Annotated in this window: 16 protein-coding genes; 11 read left to right on the forward strand and 5 right to left on the reverse strand. The window is 69.0% G+C overall.

Features of this window, described 5'->3' with window-relative positions; genetic code table 11:
* Positions 1–750 precede the first annotated feature (750 nt).
* The 8 genes from DB31_RS51465 to DB31_RS38335 all read left to right on the forward strand — a co-directional run bounded on the left by DB31_RS51465 (position 751) and on the right by DB31_RS38335 (position 9,617).
* Positions 751–1,137 carry a DUF6310 domain-containing protein gene (locus tag DB31_RS51465; RefSeq protein WP_338034352.1) on the forward strand — a complete coding sequence of 129 codons (387 nt, stop codon included), beginning with the start codon at positions 751–753 and terminating at the stop codon, positions 1,135–1,137.
* Positions 1,134–1,892 (forward strand): DUF5953 family protein, encoded by a 759-nt coding sequence (locus DB31_RS38305; protein WP_044197549.1) that lies wholly within the window; start codon positions 1,134–1,136, stop codon positions 1,890–1,892. The genes DB31_RS51465 and DB31_RS38305 overlap by 4 nt, the downstream gene beginning before the upstream one ends.
* Positions 1,893–2,213: 321 nt before the next feature.
* Positions 2,214–3,398 (forward strand): cytochrome P450, encoded by a 1,185-nt coding sequence (locus DB31_RS38310; protein WP_044197551.1) that lies wholly within the window; start codon positions 2,214–2,216, stop codon positions 3,396–3,398.
* Between the two features lie 269 nt (positions 3,399–3,667).
* Entirely contained in the window at positions 3,668–5,107 is a 1,440-nt protein-coding gene (locus tag DB31_RS38315) for a glutamine synthetase family protein (protein WP_044197553.1), read from the forward strand.
* A gap of 164 nt (positions 5,108–5,271) precedes the next feature.
* Positions 5,272–5,733, forward strand: coding sequence for a Fur family transcriptional regulator (locus DB31_RS38320; RefSeq protein ID WP_240487130.1), 462 nt, complete (start codon positions 5,272–5,274; stop codon positions 5,731–5,733).
* An 89-nt stretch (positions 5,734–5,822) separates the two neighbouring features.
* Positions 5,823–7,082: a TonB C-terminal domain-containing protein gene (locus tag DB31_RS38325; protein WP_044197555.1), complete on the forward strand. Its 1,260-nt coding sequence runs from the start codon at positions 5,823–5,825 to the stop codon at positions 7,080–7,082.
* A gap of 155 nt (positions 7,083–7,237) precedes the next feature.
* Positions 7,238–7,963 (forward strand): hypothetical protein, encoded by a 726-nt coding sequence (locus DB31_RS38330; protein WP_063769302.1) that lies wholly within the window; start codon positions 7,238–7,240, stop codon positions 7,961–7,963.
* A 178-nt stretch (positions 7,964–8,141) separates the two neighbouring features.
* On the forward strand, positions 8,142–9,617 hold the full coding sequence (locus tag DB31_RS38335; protein WP_157232373.1) for a hypothetical protein: 1,476 nt from the start codon (positions 8,142–8,144) through the stop codon (positions 9,615–9,617).
* 28 nt (positions 9,618–9,645) lie between these two features.
* Here DB31_RS38335 and DB31_RS45640 read toward each other — a convergent pair whose 3' ends face one another.
* Entirely contained in the window at positions 9,646–11,610 is a 1,965-nt protein-coding gene (locus tag DB31_RS45640) for a PAS domain-containing sensor histidine kinase (RefSeq protein WP_052420581.1), read from the reverse strand.
* 289 nt (positions 11,611–11,899) lie between these two features.
* Between DB31_RS45640 and DB31_RS38350 the strand changes: the two genes are divergently transcribed.
* Complete coding sequence (locus DB31_RS38350; protein ID WP_044197559.1) at positions 11,900–12,811, forward strand: metallophosphoesterase; 912 nt, start codon at positions 11,900–11,902, stop codon at positions 12,809–12,811.
* A gap of 19 nt (positions 12,812–12,830) precedes the next feature.
* Here the strand turns inward: DB31_RS38350 and DB31_RS38355 are convergent, their stop codons facing one another.
* The 3 genes from DB31_RS38355 to DB31_RS38365 all read right to left on the reverse strand — a co-directional run bounded on the left by DB31_RS38355 (position 12,831) and on the right by DB31_RS38365 (position 17,600).
* Positions 12,831–13,901, reverse strand: a complete 1,071-nt coding sequence (locus DB31_RS38355) for a sensor histidine kinase (protein ID WP_240487132.1) — start codon at positions 13,899–13,901, stop codon at positions 12,831–12,833.
* A 279-nt stretch (positions 13,902–14,180) separates the two neighbouring features.
* Positions 14,181–16,985, reverse strand: a complete 2,805-nt coding sequence (locus DB31_RS38360; protein WP_157232374.1) for a TonB family protein — start codon at positions 16,983–16,985, stop codon at positions 14,181–14,183.
* A gap of 126 nt (positions 16,986–17,111) precedes the next feature.
* Positions 17,112–17,600: a helix-turn-helix domain-containing protein gene (locus DB31_RS38365; RefSeq protein ID WP_240487134.1), complete on the reverse strand. Its 489-nt coding sequence runs from the start codon at positions 17,598–17,600 to the stop codon at positions 17,112–17,114.
* 323 nt (positions 17,601–17,923) lie between these two features.
* Between DB31_RS38365 and DB31_RS38370 the strand changes: the two genes are divergently transcribed.
* Together DB31_RS38370 and DB31_RS38375 are read left to right on the forward strand one after the other, a co-directional pair.
* On the forward strand, positions 17,924–19,078 hold the full coding sequence (locus DB31_RS38370) for a serine/threonine protein kinase (protein WP_044197562.1): 1,155 nt from the start codon (positions 17,924–17,926) through the stop codon (positions 19,076–19,078).
* A 107-nt stretch (positions 19,079–19,185) separates the two neighbouring features.
* On the forward strand, positions 19,186–19,596 hold the full coding sequence (locus DB31_RS38375; protein ID WP_044197564.1) for a response regulator: 411 nt from the start codon (positions 19,186–19,188) through the stop codon (positions 19,594–19,596).
* Between the two features lie 9 nt (positions 19,597–19,605).
* Here DB31_RS38375 and DB31_RS38380 read toward each other — a convergent pair whose 3' ends face one another.
* A complete protein-coding gene (locus tag DB31_RS38380; protein ID WP_044197566.1) occupies positions 19,606–22,056 on the reverse strand; it encodes a PAS domain S-box protein in 2,451 nt (816 codons plus the stop codon).
* Positions 22,057–22,245 lie beyond the last annotated feature (189 nt).

The raw sequence follows: 22,245 nt of genomic DNA on the forward strand, positions 1-22,245 counted from the left end.
CACGCTCAATGGGCTCTGCTCCGCTTCAATTGGCGGAGCAGTTCCCGGGCGTTCTGGGGCGCGTAGCACTCCCGGGCGTTGTTGAAGTACTGCAAGAGTACCGGCTGACCTATCCAGGAGCTGTCCGACGTGAGCGCCACCGGCCCGAGCTGGAGCGCTTCAAGGTGCGGGGGGCGTCTGACACCTCCGCTCGCCGTGCGCCACACCACCGGGCCGAGCTGGAGCGCTCTGAGGTGGCGCCCACGGCCCGAGCGGACGCTGCCGGACGCGCGCACCCCGGCCCGAGCTGGAGCTGTCGGACGCACGCGCTCCCGGCTCAAGCTGTCAGCGCTTGCTGGCAGATTCCCGAGGGGAACTGGCCCAGCCTTGACCCGCACCGCCCCCTCTTCGATGAAAGGACGTGGAATGAACTTCCGAACGTGCAGCGCCCTCCGCCAAGCCGTTGCCGTTGCCGTTGTCGTAGCTGGGTGCGCCACCTCTCAAGAGGCACTTGAGACTCAAGAGGCGCCTGAGACGTACGCTTGGGCGCCTGTGCGCCCACCCGCTGTGCCCGGCACGGGCCTCCCCACCCGCGGGCAGCCAGGGCAGGTTCGACCCCAGCCCCTACCGCGGAGCCCGCACAAGCGCGTGTTGCCGCCCACTCGGGAGCCGGGCCTTTGGGCCGGAGACGCTCCTCGGGCCTCGCAGGAACCGGAGGCGAACCCCACACCGGAGAAGTCCAGAGCGAACAGGAGGGACCCGCCTGCCCCGGTGACGGAGGAGCGCCGCCGTTCTGAGTGCGAGCCCATCCCGGTGCCGCACGCGGGCGAGGATGATCCGCATGACGCGTGCGCCGACACGTTTCCGCCGAACCGTTATCCCGGAATGGACGTGCTCGTGGGCGGAGTGCGCTTCGATGCTCTGCAAGTCGGCGTCCGTGTACTGTGGGAGATCAAGACCCATCGGTTTGACACGTACCCTGACTTTATCCGGGGGCGGACGATCCTGAAACAGATGCCGTTGCTGCTGGGTGAGCGGGACATCGCGGAGAGATGTGGCTATGGCTTCGTGATCGGCGTGAGCACCGAAGAGCACAAAGCCGCGCTGCTGTATGAAGAACCCACACTCAATATCGTCGTCACGGGATGCAAACGATGACTACACGAAACAGACTCGGCATCATCGTCTACGCGCCTGCGCTCATGGGCAACGACGGTCGCACGCTCGCTGTTGTCCATGGGATGGAGCAGGCGCTGCCCGGGTTGCGCTTGGAGTGGATGGTTTCCGACGATGGGCGCCTCGTCCCATTGCCTCAGCGCGATGCGTGGCTCGCAGAAGGAGCGAAGGCAGTGGGATTTCCTCTTGTGTGCAACGGCGACGAGAGTTACCCGGTGACAGTGACAGGGTGGGGAAGACCTGCGCGCCTCAGCGCAGGTGGCCAGTCGCAGTTTGAAGTCCATGCAAAGCTGCCGCTGGACGAGGCCTCGATCACGGCAGCACCCTCTGTGCTTGAAGGCATTGCGGAGGGCGCGCACGCGCTGTGGGGACATGCGACGCCGTTCCGCGCCGGGGTAGAGATCGCGGGGCAAACTCTTGATCCGGTACATAAGCCGGGGGTTCCGCCCCGTGGGCTGCCAGCGCTCAAGTTCCCAGAGAAAATCCGCTCGCCCGAGATCCCGCATCGCCTCGGATGGCTGAATTACTGGTCCGCCGCTGCCGCACAGACCATCGGGTTCCCGGATCCCCCGCGTGATGCGGAACTGCTCTCTCGGGCGCGGCGCACGGCGACAGGCGGGTGGGTCGTTCGACTCACAGAGACGCCGCTCGATCTCGACACCCCCGCGCACCTTGAGGCGCTCTTACGCGCGTATGAGCGCTTCCCGGAGATTGGCGGGCGCGTGACTCCAGGCTGAGTAAGACTGCTGAGCGTCTCCTGGCACGCGCCACCGGGCCGAGCTGGATTGGGAGACGGTGAAAGCCCACCTCCGGACAAAGCGGTGAGCCTGCCGAGCCTGGTCCGGCCGGACGTGACCCAGACGCGTCTCGATTTCGGCCTCGACCACCGCCTCACCAGCTCCTTCAAAATGAAGGCTCCTGCTCCTTCGCTTTGATGGAATTCGGGGGCTTTCAGCCAAGGACCACCACGTAACCCCCGGAACGCACTAGGGGCGGCGCGCTGGCGCGGGACTTGTTGTGGAGACCCTCGACTCTTTCTTCACCCGAGGGACCCACCCATGCTCGACCTGATGACCCCAGAAGCCCGCGCCAACCCCTACCCCCTCTATGCCGAGCTGCGCCAGACCGGCATCCGCCAGGTAGAGCCCGGCGGCATGTGGGCTGTCAGCCGCTACGACGATGTCGTCGCCGTCATGAAGGAGCCCCGCCGCTTCTCCTCCGCAGGACTCGGACAGGGCTTCCTCCCGCCCTGGCTCTCCCGCAACCCCGTCACCGAGTCCCTCGTGATGAAGGATCCTCCCGTCCACACCCAGTTGCGGGCACGCGTCAGCCGCGCGTTCGGCCCCGCCGCCCTTGCCGTGCTGGAGCCTCGCATCCGCGCCCTCTCCCATGAACTCGCCGAGCAGCTTCTCCGCCAAGAAGGGCCCGTCGACTTCATGGCCCACTTTGCCCAGCGACTCCCCGTCAGCGTGCTCGGCCTGCTCTTCGGCCTGGAGCCCTCTCAGTACCCGCGCCTCAAGGAGTGGGCCGATGACCTCGTCAACCTCCCCGCAGGCCGCCACTCCCTCGAAGAGCAGCTCCGCGTCCGCGAGAACCTCGTCAGCCTCGAGCGCTGCTTCGAAGAGCTCCTCCACGCCCGGCGCCAGTCCCCCGGAGCCGACCTGATCAGCGAGCTCCTCCGTCCCGACGCCGGCGGCTCGGCGCTCTCCCACGACGAGTTGATGAGCTTCCTCTTCGCCCTGCTCCCCGCCGGCATCGAGACGACCGTCTACCTGCTCGCGAACTCGATGGTCGTCCTCTCCGAGCATCCCCAGGAGCGCGCCCGCGTGCTCGCGAATCCGAGCCTCCTCCCCCAGCTCCTCGAAGAGGTCCTCCGCTTCGAGCCCCCCGGCCACTCCAGCCTCCGTCTCGTCACCGAGGACACGGTGCTCTCCGGAGTGCACCTGCCGCGCGGCTCCATCGTCCTGGTCCTGCTCGCCTCCGCCCTCAGAGACGAGCGCCACTTCCCCCAGGCCGGGCAGTTCCTCATGGAGCGCGAGCGCGCGTCCCACCTCGCCTTCGGCCACGGCATCCACTATTGCCTGGGAGCGCTGCTCGCCCGCCTGGAGGCACGCCTTGGCTTGGAGGCCCTCTTCTCCCGGCTCCAGGACTTCTCCCGCGCCAGCCCCGAGCTCCACTGGTCGCCCTCATTGATTGCCCGGGGCCCCCTCGTCCTGCCGCTTCAGCTCATCCCCCGCAGGTGACCCACACGGTCCGAATCCGTCCCCCACTCAACACGTTGAGCCGGCGCCACCAGCCCTTGCGCCCCTCCTCTGTTCACCACCCGGCGCGCGAGTGCCCTCCAGCGGGTCGGTCTAGCTCTCACTCAGTCGTACAAGACCAAAGAACCAGACATTTACATTAACTCTCTGGAACTTTAGGCTTGATTCGCCGGTTCGAAGTGCAAATACATGGGCCCGCGAATTTTCGCCCCCGGGCCAGACAGGCGACGGGGGTCGCATGGAGGCACACAATGGAGACGAAGGGGCTGCGCGACTTCCTCGAGATTCCGTACGACGAGCTGGAGGTGATGAACCTCCGCGTCAAGGAGCAGCGCCTGCGGCGCGAGTCTCCGGACAAGCTCCGCGAGGAGCGCATCAAGTACCTCACGGATGAGAAGCGCATCAAGGCGGTCACCGTGGCCTTCACGGACCTGGAGGGCCGCCTCCACATGCTGGACTACGACAAGAAGTTCCTCCTCAAGAGCTCGGACAACCTCACGTTCGACGGCTCTTCCATCCGCGGCTTCTCCGCCCAGGCCGAGAGCGACCTTCGCCTTTCGCTCGACTGGGCCTCGTTCTACTGGCTACCGGCCGACATCTTCGGCCCCGGCAAGGTGCTGATGTTCAGCGAGGTGCTCGAGCGCGACGGCACCCCGTACCACTCGGACATGCGCGGCCTGCTCAAGCGCATCACCGATCAGATGTACGCCAAGGACGGCACCGTGTTCCACGCGGCGCCCGAAATCGAGGGCTTCCTCTTCAAGGGCCGCGACGCCGAGCGCCACTACCACGAGACGGAGCACTTCGAGTTCATCTCCACCGGCGGCTACTACCACTCGCTGCCGGGTGACAAGCTGCGCGCCTTCATCGACAAGGCCGCCGAGGCCCAGCGCGCCATGGGCTTCCAGAACGAGAAGGATCACCCCGAGGTGGCGCCCAGCCAGTTCGAGATGAACTTCTCCTACAGCGAGGCGCTCATCGCGGCAGATCAGATCCAGCTCTACAAGCTGCTCTGTCGCCAGGTGGCCGCGGAGATGGACCTGACGGCCAGCTTCCTGCCCAAGCCCATGACGGGCATCAACGGCAACGGCATGCACATGAACATGTCGCTGTCCAAGGGCGGCAAGAACCTGTTCTACGACAAGGGCGGCCAGGACGGCCTCAGCCAGATGGGCTGGGACTTCCTCGACCGCATCCTCAACAACGCCAACGACATCTGCTTGGTGCTCAACTCCAGCGTGAACGCGTACCGCCGCCTGGACCCGCACTTCGAGGCGCCCAACCAGATCAAGGCCAGCCCGAACAACCGCGGCGCCATGGTCCGCATCCCGTTCGGCAACGAGCGCAGCGCGCGCATCGAGTGCCGCTCGGTGGCCCCGGACTCCAACCCGTACATGGTGCTCTTCACGCTGCTGAAGACCGGCCTGGAGGGCCCGCAGCCGCAGGAGGACGCGGAGACCAAGCGCAGCCGCACCCGCTTCCTGCCGGACAACATCTTCGACGCCATCCGCCTCTTCAAGGGCAGCCAGTTCATCGCGCAGACGCTGGGCGAGAACGTGCAGGGCAAGTTCGCCGAGCTGAAGCAGGCCTCGGCCGAGCGCTGCCCCAAGCAGCTGGGCACCCGCGTCAAGGCCGCGGAGATCCAGTTCCACCACGAAGTGACGAACCAGTACCTCTGGAGCATCTTCTAGGCCACAGGCTGAGGCCTGACTGAGAGGGCCGCCACTCTCCCCGCCGCCTGGGGAGGGGGCGGCCTTCCTGCTTTCCGGCTGGACAGAAGCTGGGGGGTCTGGTTATCGCCTCCAGAGTTCAAATGAAATCCAGCTACATGAAGAGAGTGAGCAGCAGATCGGCCATGCGGACGGCCATGGCCTCGAAGAAGCGCGCCGCACCGCTGGCGCTCGCCGAGTACCAGGACAAGATCCGCACGGCGGGGCTGCGCAGCACCGCGCCTCGGGTCGCCGTGCTTCGAGAGCTGGAGGCGGCCACCTCGCCGCTGAGCCACGCGGACCTGGTGGACTCGCTGGGGAGCCAGGGCTACGACCGCGTCACCATCTATCGGAACCTCACGGACCTGACCGAGGCCGGGCTGGTGGTGCGCGCGGACCTGGGCGACCATGTGTGGCGCTTCGAGCTGCGGCGCGCGGGCCGGGAGCACACCGGCCACCACCCGCACTTCACCTGCACCGACTGCGGCACCGTCTCCTGCCTGCCCGAGGCATCCGTCCGCATCAGCTCCGCCAAGGGTACTCCCAAGAGCATCTCCGCGCGCGCCGTGGAGGTGCACCTGCGCGGCCTCTGCGATCACTGCGCCTGAGTCCACGCGCGCACGCTCGCGCGGCCCGGTTGTCCACCCGGTGACGGGGTGGAGTTGAGCGCGGGCTGCCTTTCTGGGAGCGTGGAGCCATGCGGCGCTCACGCCTCGGTTGGGCCGGGCTCATCTCGGTCCTCCTCCATGCGGCGATCCTGGCCCTGCTCTGGGAGCAGGAGCCGGTGCGCCCCACGAGCGCCCTGCCCCCGGAGACCGAGCCCCTCATTGTCGAGGTGCTCACGCCGCCTCCCGAGCCCCCAGCAGCGCCTCCCACGCCTCCGTCTCCCCCGCCCCCGCCTCCCGCCGCACCCGCCCGGCCCGAGGCGCCCCGCCCTGTCTCTCGTCCTCCCGCGGCCTCCGAGCGCCCGGCTCCGTCCTCGCCCAAGCCCACGCCCGAGGTGGCCGCCCCGGCTGCTCCGCCCCACTCCGGACCTCCCGAGGATGCGCCGCTCGTGGAGGAGCTGAAGCGCCCATCGCTCGTGCCGCCCACGCCCTCGGGAGGCTGGAGCGTGCCCGAGACGGCGGCGGAGAAGCCCCGGGGAAGGACGCTCCTCCCAGGAGACCCGAGCCTCTCCCCCGAGGTGCTCAAGGCCGAGGAGCTGGCCCGCGTCACCGAGCGCGTGCAGACGTTCGCCGAGGATGATCTCGCCACGCTCCGGGTGGAGAACGGCCTGGTGCACCCGTACTTCAGCCAGATCCGCACCTCGCTGGCGAAGCAGATGGAGAACGCGCCGCTCTTCGATGTGCAGGGCACGGGCAAGCGGCTCGCCGAGGAGTACCTGCGGCAGGCCCAGAGCTTCGGCGCCACCGGCAGCACCCGCCCGGGCAAGGTCCGAGGCCCGATCGGCCGCGAGCCTCCCAAAGCCTCGGAGCGGCTCGAGTCCATCTCCCGAGGCAACGCGGCGCACGACTCGATGCGCGCCTTCCTCCAGGCGGGCGAGTCCCTGCAGCAGCTCGCCCAGCCCGCGCCGGAGCTCGTCATCGTCTTGGAGCTGCAGCAGACCCCGGACGGCCAGCTGCGCTCCGTTCAGGTGGTGGAGCGCAGCGGCAACAAGGCCTTCGACGCGTACGTGCTGGAGGCGGTGCCTCCCGCGCTGGCCAAGCTCACGCCGCCTCCCGCAGAGGCGCTCGCCCGTCACCCCGAGGTCATCCGCACCCTCTGGGCCGTGGAGGGCCGCGTCATCTATCTCCGCAGAATCTCGGAGCTGAAGGGCCAGGACGCCTGGTACATCGCGAGCGCCGCGGGCCTGGGCATGCTCGCCGGCACCTTCGAGGAGACCACCGGCGACATGTACGTGATTGACCTTCGGAACCCGAAGTTCGACTGCCGTCCCCGGCTGCTCAAAGTCTGGTGAGCAGAGCAGCGCCCGGCTGCCTGCCTGCTCTGCCTGCCTGCTCTCCGATCAGGAATCGATGGAGGAACAACACCCGGTTGGCACAGCGGAACAGGGTCCCCACCATTTCCTCCGAAGTTCATTCACTCCGTTCATGGGGATAAGGGGATACGGGAATGAAGAAGCTTATTGCGGCGCTGGCCATCTGCGTGGGTACCGCGGCCTTTGCGAACGACACGACGGCCACCGACAAGGTTCAGAAGGCCGAGCAGAAGCAGGCGGAGAAGAAGCGCGACGCCAGCCAGGTGTTCACGCAGAAACCCGGCGACTCCATCAAGGAGTCCCAACGGGATGCCGAGGAGGGCGTTGACGCGACCCAGGTGGGTCCGAAGATCGCCAAGACGGCCAAGGATGTGACGGGCATCCAGACCGAGAGCGAGGGCACCTTCAAGACCGCCCAGGCCTTCACCCTGACGGGCAAGCTCAAGGACAAGACCCTCGAGGGCGTGACCATCGAGCGCCCGGGCCTGCCGGCCGCGGACCTGGACATCCGCGACAAGACGGCGCTGTGGCTGGACGGCAAGAAGGTGGACAAGGACGCGCTGCCTGAGGGCGCCCAGGTTCGCGCCAAGTTCCAGCTCGAGGGCCAGGACATCGTCGCGGTGGAGCTGCGTGCCACCAGCATGAAGGCCACCACCAAGAAGCCGGTCGACAAGTCGATGAAGAGCAACAGCATCAACAACGACTCGATGATGCACGACAACACCGGTGGCTCCGGCACGGTGCGCGATGACCTCCACGAGGCGGGTCAGGACATCAAGAGCGGCGCCACCGAGATGAAGAACGACGTGAAGGAGCAGACGAACGAGACCCGCGACGACATCAACAAGTCGCTGAAGTAGTTCCACTTCGGGTTTCAAACGCTCGGGCCCGCTTCCCTCACTGGGGAGCGGGCCCGGGTGTTTTTGGGAAAATCCCTTCCCTCCCTGAGGTCTCACCCACCCTCACCGGCCCCACAATCCCTGCCGGAAGCCCGGTACGGCGTTTGCTCCTGATCCTCGGCCGAGGAGGCAAGAGAACGTGAGACGGAGACTGGTGGCGGCGTGTGCGGTGATGGTGATGGCGGTGGCGTGGGCCTGCGGCGGCTCGAGCACAGGGGCCACGCCTCCCGAAGAGATTCGGCGCGAGACTCCTGTGCCGGACGCGGGCAACCCGCCGGGCAACCCAGACGCGGGCAACCCGGACGCGGGCAACCCGCCGGGCAACCCAGACGCGGGCAATCCGCCGGACAATCCCGACGCAGGCAACCCGCCGGATGCAGGCACTCCGCCCCAGGCTGGGCCGGGGCCGTGGCCGAACGAGCCCGTGGTCAACTACACCCAGCGCTACAACCTGGGCCGCGTACGCTCGATGGGCGTGGATGACGCGTACAACCTCTGGCTGCTGGACGGCGAGCGCATCGGTGTGCTGCGGCCGGGCGACACCCAGCCCCGGTGGGTGAGCAACATCGGCCAGGCGCGCGACGGCTTCGGGCCGGACAAGCTGGCGCTGGGCTCCACCGTGATTTGCGGTGGCAGCGCGGGCCGCGCCTACGTGGGCTACATGGCCGACACGCTGCCCGACGCGTTCATCTACAGCCCGGATGGGCGCTCGTTCCCCAACTACGATGATCCAGACGAGAGCCGGTTCGACCCGCTGATGTACGCGGAGTATCAGAAGGGCGACATGGACGCGGTGCGGCTCACCGCGGACGGCACCATCGAGCTGGAGGAGCACCTGCAGCGCTCGGCGCGTCCCAACGGCCCGCAGGACGTCGGCATCCGCAACACGAACGATCACCACTTCGACGAGGACCGCTCGGTGCTCACGTGCACCAAGGTGATGCGCGGGCAGTTCAAGGGCGAGGTGTATATCGGCACCAACCACGGGGTGACGCGCATCCGGGGGCTCGTCTACAACAGCCACCGGCACCCGGTGTGGTTCCGGTATGACGTGGACGAGCGCGGCCGCGAGCGCAAGACGCAGATGGCCGGCCTCTCGTACGCGCTGGGCATCGGCCAGAACGGCGAGGTGCTCATCGGCAACGACTGGAACCTGGGCGTGGTGGTGCCGACTCCCGACCTGGCGTGGTGGGACGACACGGACCAGACCGTGAACCCGGAGCTGCTCAACAGCTACCTGCCCGAGGTGAACAGCCTGGAGGACAAGGACTACTGGCGCGGCGTGCAGCAGACGAAGGACGGGAGCTTCTACGCGGCCAGCAAGGACTTCGGCCTGTGGAAGTTCACCATCCGCGACCGCACCGAGGCGCACGCGGTGAAGATTCCGGGCCTGCCCACGGACTCGCTGCTGTCACTGGCGGCCACGGATGACGGCTCGCTCTTCATCGGCACGTCGGGCGGCGGCCTGTGGCGGCTGGATGCGCAGCAGCAGCTCAGCCAGGTGCAGGGCGTGGCGGGCAGCACCGTGAAGGAGCTCTTCTATGACCCGACGGTGACCCCGGCGATGCTCTACGTGCTCACCGACTCGGGCCTCACGGTGATTCGCGGCCACTGAGCGCGGCGCGCCCCGAGGGGTGCCCTCTTCACAGAGGGTGCCCCTCCTCCATATAGGCGGGCAGACCCAGCGGGAGCTGCACGGTGAAGGTGGAGCCCTCGCCGGGCTGGGATTCCACCTGGATGGAGCCGCCCATCGCATCGACGATCTGCCGGGTGATGTAGAGCCCCAGGCCCAGCCCGCCGTAGTGCCGCTCGGACACGGCGCGCTCGAACTTCCCGAAGATGCGCGCCAGGTCCGCCCGCGAGATGCCGATCCCCTGATCCTTCACCGAGAGCACGGCGGTGCCCCCCTCGCGCCAAAGCGCGAGCTCCACCGGCCTGCCGCGCCCGTATCTCACCGCGTTGGACAGCAGGTTCACCACCACCTGCTCCAGCCGCAGCGGATCCCACCGCCCCACCAACGGCGTCCCCACGCCTCGAACCCGCAGCACCGCGCCCACCCGCTGGAACTCTCCCGCGAAGTCCTCCACGAGCTGGTCCACCAGCTCCGCCAGATCCACCTCCCGAAGCTCCAGGCGCAGCTGGCCCTTGGCCAGCCGCGACACGTCCAGCAGCATGGAGATGAGGCTCGCCAGCCGGCCGATCTGCCGCTCCATGGCCTCGCAGCGTGAGGCGAGCTGCGCCCCCGCTTCACCGCCGCTCCGCGCCTCCCGCCGGAGCAGCTGCAGCTGGAGGCGCAGGCTCGTGAGCGGCGTGCGCAGCTCGTGGGCCGCCACGGTGAGGAACTCATCCCGGGCCTGCACCGCCTCCTGGGTCTCCCGGAGGAGGCGGAGGCGCTCCTCCTCCGCTTTTCGGGCCTCGGTGATGTCCGTGTGCGCGCCAATCCACTCGCGGACGCTCCCGTCCGGGGCGAGCACCGGGACGGCGCGCACGTGGAAGAGCCGGTACTCGCCGTCATGCCCCCGCACACGCTCCTCGCCCTCGAAGGACCTCTTGCGCACCACCGCCTCGCGCCACACGGCTTTCGCGTGTTCGAGGTCCTCCGGGTGGATGACCCGCTCCCAGGCCTTCTCGGAGAAGAACTCCTCCAGACTCTGGCCCGTGAAAGCGCGCCAGCTCGGCGAGTCCCCGCGCTTGTGCCCCCACGCATCCGCCGTCCACACCATCTGCGTGGTGGCTTCCACCAGCGAGCGGAAGCGTTGCTCGCTCAGGTAGAGCGTCTGGAGCGCCTCCCGGTACTGCGTCATGTCGAAGAAGGAGACCACCACCATCTCTGGAGGCTTGCTGCTGGAGCGGCGCACGGGCTGGGCATTGACCGAGAGCCACACCCGCGAGCCGTCGGGCAGGTCCACGCCCATGATCACGTTCCGGACGGGCTCGCCGGTGCGCAGCGCCACCATGGCCGGATGCTCCTCGCCCGGTAAGGGTGAGCCGTCCTCGTGGATGGACCTCCACCGGGAGTCCATCGACGTGAGCCCCTTCATCTGCTCCATCGAGAGACCCAGGATCCGCTCGGCGCTGGTATTGACGGTGAGGATCTCTCCCCGCTCTCCCTGGACGACAATGCCTTCTCCGAGCGCGGCGAGGATGGCTCGATAGCGGGCCTCGCTCTCCGCCAGCTCCCGGGCCGCGGTCTCGGCTTGCTCGCGCGCGAACCGCTCCCGTGCCAGCAGCTCGTCCCGCTGCCGCTCCGCGTTCTTGCGCTGGGTGATGTCCTCCACGAAGGCATACACCCCGGTGATCCGCCCTTTGTGGCGGAGCGGGTAAAAGCGGGTCACGGTGAGCACCTGTCGGCCCGGAGTGCAGAAGTCCTCGTAGAGGAGCTCGACGCCGGTGATGGGCTGCTCCGTCCGAAGCACCTCGCGCATGCACTCGACGACCTTGTGCCGGGCGGGAATGGGCGGGATGAGCTCGGTCAACCGCTTGCCCAGGTGAGCCTCTCGGGACAGGCCATGCATGGCCGCCAGCCGGGAGTTGATCTGCAGGTAGCGCAGCTCCGTGTCGAAGAGGGCGATGCCCAGCGGGGCTCCCTCCAGCAAGCTTTCGAACATCGCGGCGTGTGGTGAAAGCTCCGGAGGGGTCATATGAACACGCCTGCGTCAGGACGCGACGCTCCCACGGCCAGCACCTTGCAAGGTATTGCCCGGCAGCTAACGAGGCGAGCCTCCCGCCAGGCCCCCTTGTCGGGCGGGTAATGGAATTTCCCGACGGTTTCCGCGCTTCTTCCAAGCGGTAGCCACGGATGCTCGTGGGGCAAGCAGGTCTGTTCCCCCACCTTCATTCCCGTGGGAGGTCTTCTCTAGAATTCGCCGCTCCCCCACCGACCTCGGAAGGAACCGAATGCGCCTGCGACTCTCCCAACGCCTCGCCCGCCGCTCCGCGAGCCCCGGGCCTTTCTCCCAGCGGCGCAACCGCCTGGCCCTGGCACGGAACGAGGTGGTGGCACGCGGCGTGGAGGATCCACTGCGGCCGGACATGCGGCTGCGCTGGCGAGACCACTTCGCGCTCAACGAGTACGAGCTGCACGTGCCCGGGCTGCACCCGAAGCACGACGGCCTGCGCGTGGCACAGCTGTCGGACATTCACGTGGGGCAGGCCACCTCGGACGTGCGCATCCGCCGCGCGGTGATGGCGGTGAACGCGTCGTCGCCGGACCTGGTGTTCCTCACGGGCGACTACGTGACGCACAGCCCGAAGCCGCTGCCGCGGGTGCGCGAGCTGCTGGCGGGGCTGCAGGGCCCCGTCTTCGTGGTGATGGGCAACCATGACCACTGGGTGAACGCGCCCTACCTGCGCGAGGGCTTCGAGCGGATGGGCTACACGGTGCTGCAGAACGAGCACCGGGTGGTGGAGGTGCGCGGCGCTCCGGCGGCGGTGCTCGGCGTGGACGATGGGCGCACCGGGCGCGACGACGTGGCGGCCACCTTCCGGGGCGCTCCCACCTCGGGCACGCGGCTGGTGCTGGCGCACACGCCTCCCACGGTGGAGAAGCTGCCGCCGCACCAGGGCCTGGTGCAGTTCTCCGGGCACACGCACGGCGGCCAGTTCTGGGTGGGCGGCCTCACCGAGGCCCTCTTCCGCCGCGCGGGCCAGCCCTACATCCGCGGGCACTACCAGGTGCAAGGCAACCAGCTCTATGTGAACCAGGGGCTCGGCTTCGGCTTTGGCGGTCCCTACCTCCGGCGCGGCACCGAGCCGGAGGTGGCCTTCTTCACCCTGCGCGCCGCGGCCACCGTCCACGCGGTGGGCTAGGCGCGGCGAGGCCCACGGCTCACTCCGCGTGGGCCTTGAACGGCTCCGGAATCGGGCTGTCCTCCCCGGCCTCGCGTGAGTCTCTTGGCAGGAGCACGGTGAAGGTGGTGCCCTCCCCCTCCAAGGAGTGCACCGTCACCTGCCCGCCATGGGCCCGGATGATCTCCTGGACAATGTAGAGCCCCAGGCCCAACCCGCTGCGGCGCATCCTCGAAGCCGCGTCCCGGGTGCAGTGGAAGGGCTCGAAGAGCGTGGCGAGCCGCTCCGCGGGGATGGGGGTTCCCGGGTTGTGGACCTCCAGCGCCACCAGCTCCCCGCGCAGGCAGGCCCGGACGGACACCGGCACCTCCTCGCCCCCGTGCTCCAGCGCGTTGGCCACCAGGTTGCTCACCACCTGCGCCAGCCGATCCGCATCCCACACGCCCACCACCGGTTGCTCCTCCTCATAGAAGAGGCGCCGGTCCGGATACGCCGCCTCCAGTTCCTCTAGCACCCGCCGGCAGATGGCGGACAGGCTCGCGGGCTCCAGAGACACGGGGAAGCCGCCCGAGCTTCTCGCCCGGGTGAGATCCAGGAGATCCGAGATCATCTTCGACATGCGGTCCGCGCTCGCCAGGATGCGCAGGCGCATCCCCTGCTGCGTGGAGGTGAGCGAGCCGTAGCGCGTCAGCGCCCTCGCGGAGAGGATGATGGCGTTGAGAGGGTTGCGCAGGTCATGCCCCAGGATGCCCATGAAGCGCTCGCGGCTCTCGGCCTCCGCCTCCATGCGCTCCCCACGGCCCTGCGTCAGCGCCAGCGCCTCCCAGGCCCGGCACTCCTCCAGCCGCGCCTCCGTCACGTCCCGGATCCAGAGCGCGAACCCATCCCCATGCCGCACCGCCATGGCGAGCCACCAGCGCTCCTGCGCGCCGAGCGGGCAGCACAGCTCGGTGATGTACGGCTCGCCCGTCTCGACCACCCTCGTGCAAGCCGCGCGCTCCAGGCCGCTCGCCAGGGCCTGTGCCCATCGGGCCGCTCCTCCCTCATGGGCCGCCGCGCGGGTCTGGGCCTCGGCGGCCGGGTTCCCCCCGGCATAATGAAAGTGGAGCACCTGTCCTGCCTCGTCACGCGAAGCCTCGAAGAGGAGACACGGCGAAGGACCTTCGGTGTGGACACTCCTCACGTGAGAACGCCCACGAACAGAAGACATCAGCATGAAGAACTCCCCCCATGCACCGCGCCCAAATCAGGAGGCCTGACAGAGAGGGAGGGGCGGTGCGATGGGGGCAGCCTGCCACCGCCCCCGTACGACGCGATCGCACCCAGGTTCAAGCCCCTCGGTGCTGTGCGGCGGGTAACACTCTTTCCTCCCCAAGACAGGGGAGACGAATCAGTAGCGGCCCTTCAGCCCCATGATGGGCAACACCACGGGTATCCCGATGGGCTTCTTCTCCAGTGACGCGCCAGGGAATCCCCCGCTGATGTAGTCGTAGCCCACCACCTCCTTGCTGATCGTCACGTTCAGCATGTCGAGGTACGCCTCGAGCGCGAACGTCTCGAAGGCCCACGCCTTCGCCAGCCGCACGTCGAAGCGGAAGAAGGCGGGGAGCCGGCTGACCTGGTCGCGGTCCACGGGAACCCAGCCAGGCACCTCTCTGCAGTTGTTGGGGCCTTCCGGAATGCACTGGATGCCCTCGCGCTGGGTCTGGCCTCCCAGCCCCGCCTCGGGACGACCGGTGTTGAAGTGCAGCACTCCGCCCAGCGTGATGTTGTTGGCGAACTTGTAGCTGACGACCAGGTTCAGGATGTGCGTCTGGTCGAACACGAAGGGCAGGTTCTTCGCGTCTTTACCGATGTCCTCGCCGTAGTCGTTGTAGCGCACGAAGCGCGTATAGCGCGTGCTGCGCTGCAGCGAGTACGAGAGCCAGCCGAACCAGTTGCCTCCCAGCGGGCGGCGGATCAGCACCTCCATGCCGTAGGCCATGCCGTGGCTGGAAAAATCGGGCAGGTCCGAGCCTACGTCCCCATCGTCATCGCCATCGCCGAGCGTCTCGTCCGCGAACGGCGTCAGCTCCACCGTGCGCAGCATGGGGTTGATGTAGAAGTCCACCCCGACGTCGAAGTTTCTCGGGGCCTTCCACTCCGCGCCCACCGAGAACTGCAGCGCCTCTTGCAGCCCCTGTTCGAGCCCCGCGACGTCCACCACCGGGATGCTGATGAGCGTGGTGGGTGCCTGGTGGAAGAGCCCCGCGCCAGCCTTCAGCGTCAGGTCCTCGCGCAGCGTGTAGCGCGCGGTGAGCCGCGGCTCGATGGCCACGTGGTTGAAGCCCCCGGACAGGTGGTAGTTGTCCAGGCGCAGGCCGGGCACCACGGTCCACCGCTCGGAGGGCTGCCACAGCAGCTCGGCCCACGCCCCCGTGAAGACACCCACGGCCCGCGGCAGATTGAGGTCCACATCCTCGTCGTCGAGCGGATCCTCCGTGGTGCGGAGCGTGATCTGGGCAAGCCGGCGGTCCAGGTCCGCTCCCCCGCGCAAGGCCAGCCTCTCGGTGAGCGGCGTCTCGTAGCCCGCGCGCACCGCCAGGGTTCCCTGCTCGATGCGGAACTCGTCGTCGTCGCTCTGGCTGTTGCTGACCACCGACAGCCGGTCCACGCCCCACGTCACCCCCGTCTCCAACTCGCCACGCCCCAGCGGCCGACGGTCCCGGAGATCCACCCGGTGGAAGAGGATGGTCTGCAGCGTGGTGGAGCCGAACGCGTCCTGCGCCCTCGTCCCAAACGTGTCCGAGGAGCCGAACGCGAACAGGCGCAGCTTGCCGCCGCTCAGGTCCTGCTCCACGCGCGCCTGGTAGTCCCAGAAGTCCAGGACGATCTTGTCGTTCTTCCGTCCCGGCGGCGGCGGCTCCTGGAACGCGTTGGCCGCCAGCGCGATGATCCACGGCGTATAGGAGTAGCGCCCCGCGATGGAGACGTTGGTGCCCGTGGACTTGAACGGGTACTCGACGAAGACGCCCGCGTTGATGAGGTCCGCGTAGGCGCTGCCGTGCACCCGGTCCTCCTTCGGGCGGCTCAGCCGGCCGTCGATGGCCCCGCCCATCAGCCGCCCGTACTTGGGCGGCGGCGTGCCCGGGTAGAAGTCGATCGTGTCGATGAAGTCCGGGTGGAGCACCGCCGGCCCCAGGAAGAGATGGAAGAGGATGGGCACGCGGATGCCATCCAGGTAGTAGCCCGTGGAGGACGGCTGGCTGCCGCGCACCACTGGGTACGCCACCCCGGACACCATGCTGCCCACCCCAGGCAGCAGCATCACCACGCGGAACGGATCGCCCATGGTGCCAGGCACCTCGCGCAGCTCCGCCTCGTGCAGCGTGACGCGCGACACCTCCGTGCGCTCGCGGTCTCCGCGCACCACCGTCTCGTACGGGTTGATGACCAGCGGCTCCAGCCCGTACACCACCTCGAGCGTCTCGCTGGGGCGGAGGTTCTCGATGAAGGTGCTCGGCTTGTGCCCCGGCGAAGTCACCCGCACCCGCTGCGCGGATGAGGGCCACCGGGCCTCGAAGCGCCCCTCCGCGTCCGTCTCCACCGGCATGTCCGGCGCGGCGTCCGACAGCAGCACCGCTCCCGGCAAGGGCCGGCGGTTGCCCTTCTCCCGCACCAAGCCCTTCAGCGTCACGGGACGGGGCGCTGGCGCCGTGCCTCCATCGGTGCTCTCGGCGACCTCGGACGGCGCCTCGAAGCGGTACTCGAAGCCAATCCGCACGGGCACCGGCTGGCCATCCAGTGTGGCCGGGTTGAAGCGCAGGCCCGTGGCGGCGTGCAGCGCGGCGTCATCCAGCAGCGGGTGCACCCCCGCCACCAGCGTGGCGCTCTCCACCTCGCCCGCCTCGTCCACCAAGAGTTCCAGGCGCACCGAGCCCGTCACCCGCTCCGCGACAAGCTGCGGCGGATAGGTGGCCGGTGAGTCCGCCCGCAGCGTGGGCGCCAGGAAGACTGGCTGCGCCACCCCCGCATCCTCCGCGCCCCCCGTCTCCACGGCAAAGCCAGCGTCCGTCCGGGAGACACCCACCTCCGTGGGCACGCCCGCATCCGGGGTCCCCGCGTCGGCTGGCCCCTTCCGGGCGCCCCACGCCGGCAGCGCCACCAGTGCCAGGCCCAGCGCCAGCCCTACCTGCCAGGCTCCCCTCTTCGCCATGTGCCCCCGCGGCTCGCGCATGGGCGGCATGACGCCAGGGTTTCCAAGGCGATGACAAGCCCAGACAGCACCAGAAGACGCACCCGGAGGGCGCGTCCCCAGCAACACGCCGGGTCACGAGGCGCCTCAGTGATCGATGATGGCGGCCGCCACCAGGTTCATCAGCTTGATCTGGGGGCGCTGCAACCGACGCAGGCTGCGCACCAGCCGCCGCATGTCCGGCGTGTTGTCCAGTTCGGACGGGACATCCTCGGCGTAGGCGGACTCGGCGTGGCGAGGGGCAATGCCCATCAGCTCGTCCGGGTTGGCCCGCAGGGCCAGAGACATCCTCAGCAGCGTCGGCACGCTGGGCAGCATCTTCCCTCGCTCCATGCGCCCATACACCTCCGGGGCCACCCCGATGCGGGCGGCGACGTCCGACTGCGTCAGCCCCGCGCGCATCCGCGCCAGCCGCGCCGCCTCGCCGACCGTCGACGCCAACTTCTTTTCCATCCGCCGCACTGCGGGGGGCACCGCAGACACTTTGTTCTTGTTGCGGCGGGCGCGTCTGCGCTCCGCCAGCGACGAACCCGTGGAACCTTTCAGGTTGGATCTCACCACACGAACCTTGCGCATGTGACAGGCTGGACGGGAGTCACCCCACGGCGCGCTCCGCCAGCGACGGCTGTATAACCCGCCACGTCGGGAGCACCTATCCCTATTTGCCAGGTCCTACCCTATTCGGCAGGTTGGGTTGTTCGCTCCTGTGCAGCCCTAAGCCCTGGATTTTCCGATTAGACCGGCCGCCCCTGCCCTCTCATGTAGGTCCCGCCCTGGCAGGTAGGGCGACCCCCAAGCGGGCGGAGGCCCTGGGAGGTGGTGCGACCCGACCCAGGAGGTGACGGCGGCGAGAGGAGGAACCATACTCTCCAGGTCCTCCCTGCCGCAGGAGTGCCGACATGCCGTCCATGTCCCTGAAGCCGACCGGACCCGAGGTGCTACTGAGGTCCGGACGCACCTCTTATGAGTTCGTCCGTTGGCTGGGGTGGGCCCACCATGGGGAGCTGGTGCTGGCCTGCCGCCGGTTCGACGAGGCCTTCAGCGGCTTCAGCGTCATCAAGCGCCCCGTGGCTCCCGTGTCCGAAGAGGCGCGGCGGCGGCTGCTGGACGAGGGCCGGGTGGCCTCGCAGCTTCACCACCCCAACATCCTCGCGGCGCTGCAGCTCAAGGGGCCGGAGGATGTGCCCCACCTGGTGATGGAGCACGTGACGGGGATGCGGCTGAGCGCACTGTTGGAGGCGGCTCAGCGGGCGCAGCAGCCGCTCTCGGAGGCCTCCACCTGCCACGTGGTGGCCGAGGTGGCGGACGCGCTGCACCACGCGCACTCGCTGGTGGACGAGCACGGCCGTGCGCTGGGCATCGTCCACCGCGACGTGTCCCCCCACAACATCCTGCTGGGCGAGCATGGCGAGGTGAAGCTGCTGGACTTCGGCGCGGCCTGGTCCCGGCTGTCCGGGCGCGTGAGCAGCGAGGGCCCCACCGTGCAGGGCAGCCTCGCGTATGCCGCCCCGGAGCATGCCCAGCACCTGGCGCTGGACGCGCGGGCGGACCAGTTCTCCCTGGGCATCATCCTCCTGCAGCTGCTCACCGGCCGGCACCTCTTCGAGGGCGCCGAGCGCTTCGACGCCCGCCTGCGCCGCGCCCGGGCTCCGGAGAGCGACGCCACGCGGAAGTGTGCTCAGGACCTGGCCCAGCGCATCCGCAGCTACTCCCAAGAGGATTTGGAGGCCGCCACGCGCGCCGTCCCCGAGGCCCTGCGCTCCACCGTCCTGCGGGCCCTGGCGCCGGAGCGCGCGGCGCGGTTCGCCTCGTGCGGCCACCTCGCCAAGGCGCTGCGGGAGTACCTTCGGGACACCGGGCAGTATGTGGGCCGGCACGAGGTGCTCACGGAGCTGGTGGCGCTGAGGTATGTGTCCCTGCGTGTCGAGGCGGGGGAGACGCCCGACGACGCGGTGCGCGAGCGCTCCCTGCCGGATCCAGGCCTCCGCTCGGCGCCCCGGCTCCTGGCCCATCTCCGAGCCGCGCGCTTCCGGGGCCCCCCCCGCCGCCGCTGATCATCGACCAGTCAACACCACGCTGAGCAGGGAACTTCACTCGGGCCCGCCTTCGTACGAGTCTCCTGGGGGAACTCGTATTGCCTTGTCCAGGGGGTCGGTCTGCAATGGCGGCGCACTTCCGTATCCTCGTCGTGGAGGATCACAACGACAGCCGGGAGATGCTGGAGGAGTTCCTCACGGAAGAGGGCTTCACGGTCGAGACGGCGGTCAACGGGCTGCAGGCGCTGGAGCGGCTGCGGCTCGCGCCCCGGCCCGACTTGGTGCTGTTGGATTTGATGATGCCGGTGATGACGGGCTGGGACTTGATGGCGCGGGTGGCCGAGGAGCCCACGTTGTGGGGCCTGCCGGTCATCGTTGTGTCGGGCGCGGGCTCCACGCGGCCCGTCCCGCACAACGTGCTCACCTCCATCCCCAAGCCGTTGGATCTCCACCTGCTGATGGACACCATCTCGCGCCTGCAAGACCTGCAAGACGCGCCTGCTCCCGCCTTGGCCGTGGCTGCCGCGGGCCGCTAGCCCCGGACGCTACGCCGCGGGAGCGGACTGGGAGCCCGCCGCCATCCGAGGCAGCACCACGCGGAAGGTGGTCCCCTCCTCGGCGGTGGAGGACACCTCGATGTGGCCGCCGTGGCCCTTCACCACCTGCTCGACGATGTAGAGCCCCAACCCCAGCCCTCCGCCCTCGGAGGAGGCGCGGCGGAACGGATCGAACAGGTGGGGCATCGCCTCGGGGGGGATGGGGTTGCCCCCGTTGTGCACCTCGAGCACCACGCGCTCCCCGCTGTCCACGAGGTTGAAGAGCACGGGCACCTCGGACGGGCTGTATTGGAGCGCGTTGCCGCCCAGGTTGCTCACCACCTGTGCCAGCCGGTCCGCGTCCCAGGCCCCGTCGTAGCGCCCCGGCCCCACCCGCAGGTTCAGGGTGCGCTCGGGCCAGGCCGCCTCCAGCTCCTCCACGCCCTGCCGCAGCACCGAGCGAATATCCGCCGGCGCGGGGTGGATGGGGATGCCGCCGCCCAGCCGCAGGCGGGTGAAGTCCAGCAGCTCGCCAATCATCCGCTTCATCCGGTCCACGGACTTGGCGATGCGGGCCGCGGCGCGCTGATCCCTCGCGGGGAGCGTCTCACTGTGCAGCAGCTGGGTGACGGAGAGGTGGATGGCGTTGAGCGGGTTGCGCAGATCGTGGCTGACGATGCCGATGAGCTTCCCTCCGAACTCGGCGGCCTGGCGCGCGGCGGCCTCGGCGCGGCGCAGCGCCGTCACGTCCACGAACGCCACCACCGCCGAGGTGATATGCCCCGCCCGGTCCCGGATGGGCGCGCTGGAGTTCAAGAGGATGATGCGCTGGCCATCGGGGCGGCGGATCTCCACCTCCTCGCCCTGCACCACCTCACCGGTGAGCAGGGAGCGCGCCAGGGGCCATTCGTCCGGCTGGTAGGGCTGGCCGTCCGGGTGGAAGCCCGGGTACTCGGAGTACTCCCCCACGTGCTCGGCCTGGATGAAGGGGAGGCCGATGATGGCCTCCACCTGCCGGTTGCCCATCACCATCCGTCCATGGGGCGCCTCGGCGAGGATGACGCCTGCCGGGAGCTGATCCAGCACCGCCGCCAGCCGCGAGCGCTCGGACTCGATGTCCGCCAGCAGCCGCTGGCGCTCGGCCTCCGCGTTGCGGCGGTGGGTGATGTCCAGGAAGGTGGCCGCGCGCTGAACACCCTTGCCGGTCTCGTCGCGCAGGGTCGTCACGTGCGTGAGGACGGGGATGCGGCTGCCGTCCTTGCGCAGGTGGATGGCCTCGTACTCGTGGTGGGGCTTGGACTGGGCGGCAGCCACGTGCCGGACCAGCACGCCTCGCGACTCGGGGGCGACCATGTCCGCCAGCGGCCGGCCGATCAGCTCCTCGCGCGCGTAGCCGTGCATCCGCGCGAAGGCCGGGTTCACGTCCTCCAGCACGTTCGCCTCGGCGCTCGTGAGCGCCACGCCCACGCCCAGGTGGCTGAAGATCTCCTCCCACTGCTTGCGTTGCGCCTCGCTGGCGCGCAGCTGGCCCAGGGACTGCTCGACCTGCTCGCGGGCCTGCTGCGCGCTGACATGGGCCCGCGCCCGGGCAATCAGGGACGTGGCGCGCGCCGCCATGGTGCGGAACAGCAGCAGGTCCTCATCCGAGAACTCGTGGCTGGAGCGGCTGCCCATGTGCGCCACGCCGATCAGCTCCTCATCGAGGAGCAACGGCACGACATAGGCGGCACGCAGGCCGCTCTGGCGGAGCAGCTCGCTGCGCACGCGGGGATCCTTGGCGGTGTCGCGCACGAGCACGGGCTGGCGCGTGGCGGCCACCTCGCCAGCGATCCCCTCGCCCACGCGCATGCGGAAGCCCTCCTCCAACGAGACCCCCACCGCGCTCTCCACCCGAAGTGTGTCCCCCTCCCGCAGCATGACCGCCACCGTGTCCACCACGGGTACGGTCTCCTGGAGCACCTGGAGCAGCCGGGGCAGCAGCGAGGGCAGGTCCGGGCTGCCAATGGCCGCGGCAGAGACGCGATCCAGCGCCTGGAAGGTGCGCTCTCGCGCGCGCATGTAGCGGCTGACGGCGGCACCAACGGCCTCGTCCACAGCCTCGTGGAAAAGGGTGGCGGCCTCCATCGAGTCCAGAGCACCGCCCTGAGCCTGGGCCCCCCACAGCCGCAGCACGCACTGGCGCAGCACCTGGTACTCCTTCACCACCTGCCGCAGATCGAACCCCTCGCTCTGGCGCTCCAGGGAGTGCATGTCCGGGACGAGACCCAGCGCGGCGCCGACCTCCCCGGTGCGCCCCTCTGCTACCAGGGAGGCGATGCTCTCCAGCAGCTGGGGCAGGTGGTCACGCAGCGCGAGCTGCGACAGGCGCTGGGCGGCGGGCAGCCGGCGCACCTCGGCCTCCCACTCTTGGAGAATGGTGTCGCCGTGGGTCCGGAGGAAGTTTGCCAGGGGTGAGTGCACGCGGGTTCAGGAGGGCGTTACGGGAAGTATCTCGTCCGGCCCGCGGAGCTCGAGAAGGTGGAGCAGTCCGTGGGTCCAGTCCACGGAGTACAAAACATGGAAGCCAGAAGGCAACTGACACTGTCGGGCTCCCTCTGCTTCGGCTGGAGAATCTTGCGGGCCGAGCAGCGGGCCCGAGAAAATTCCGCC

Source organism: Hyalangium minutum (genome assembly GCF_000737315.1).
Lineage (GTDB): Bacteria > Myxococcota > Myxococcia > Myxococcales > Myxococcaceae > Hyalangium > Hyalangium minutum.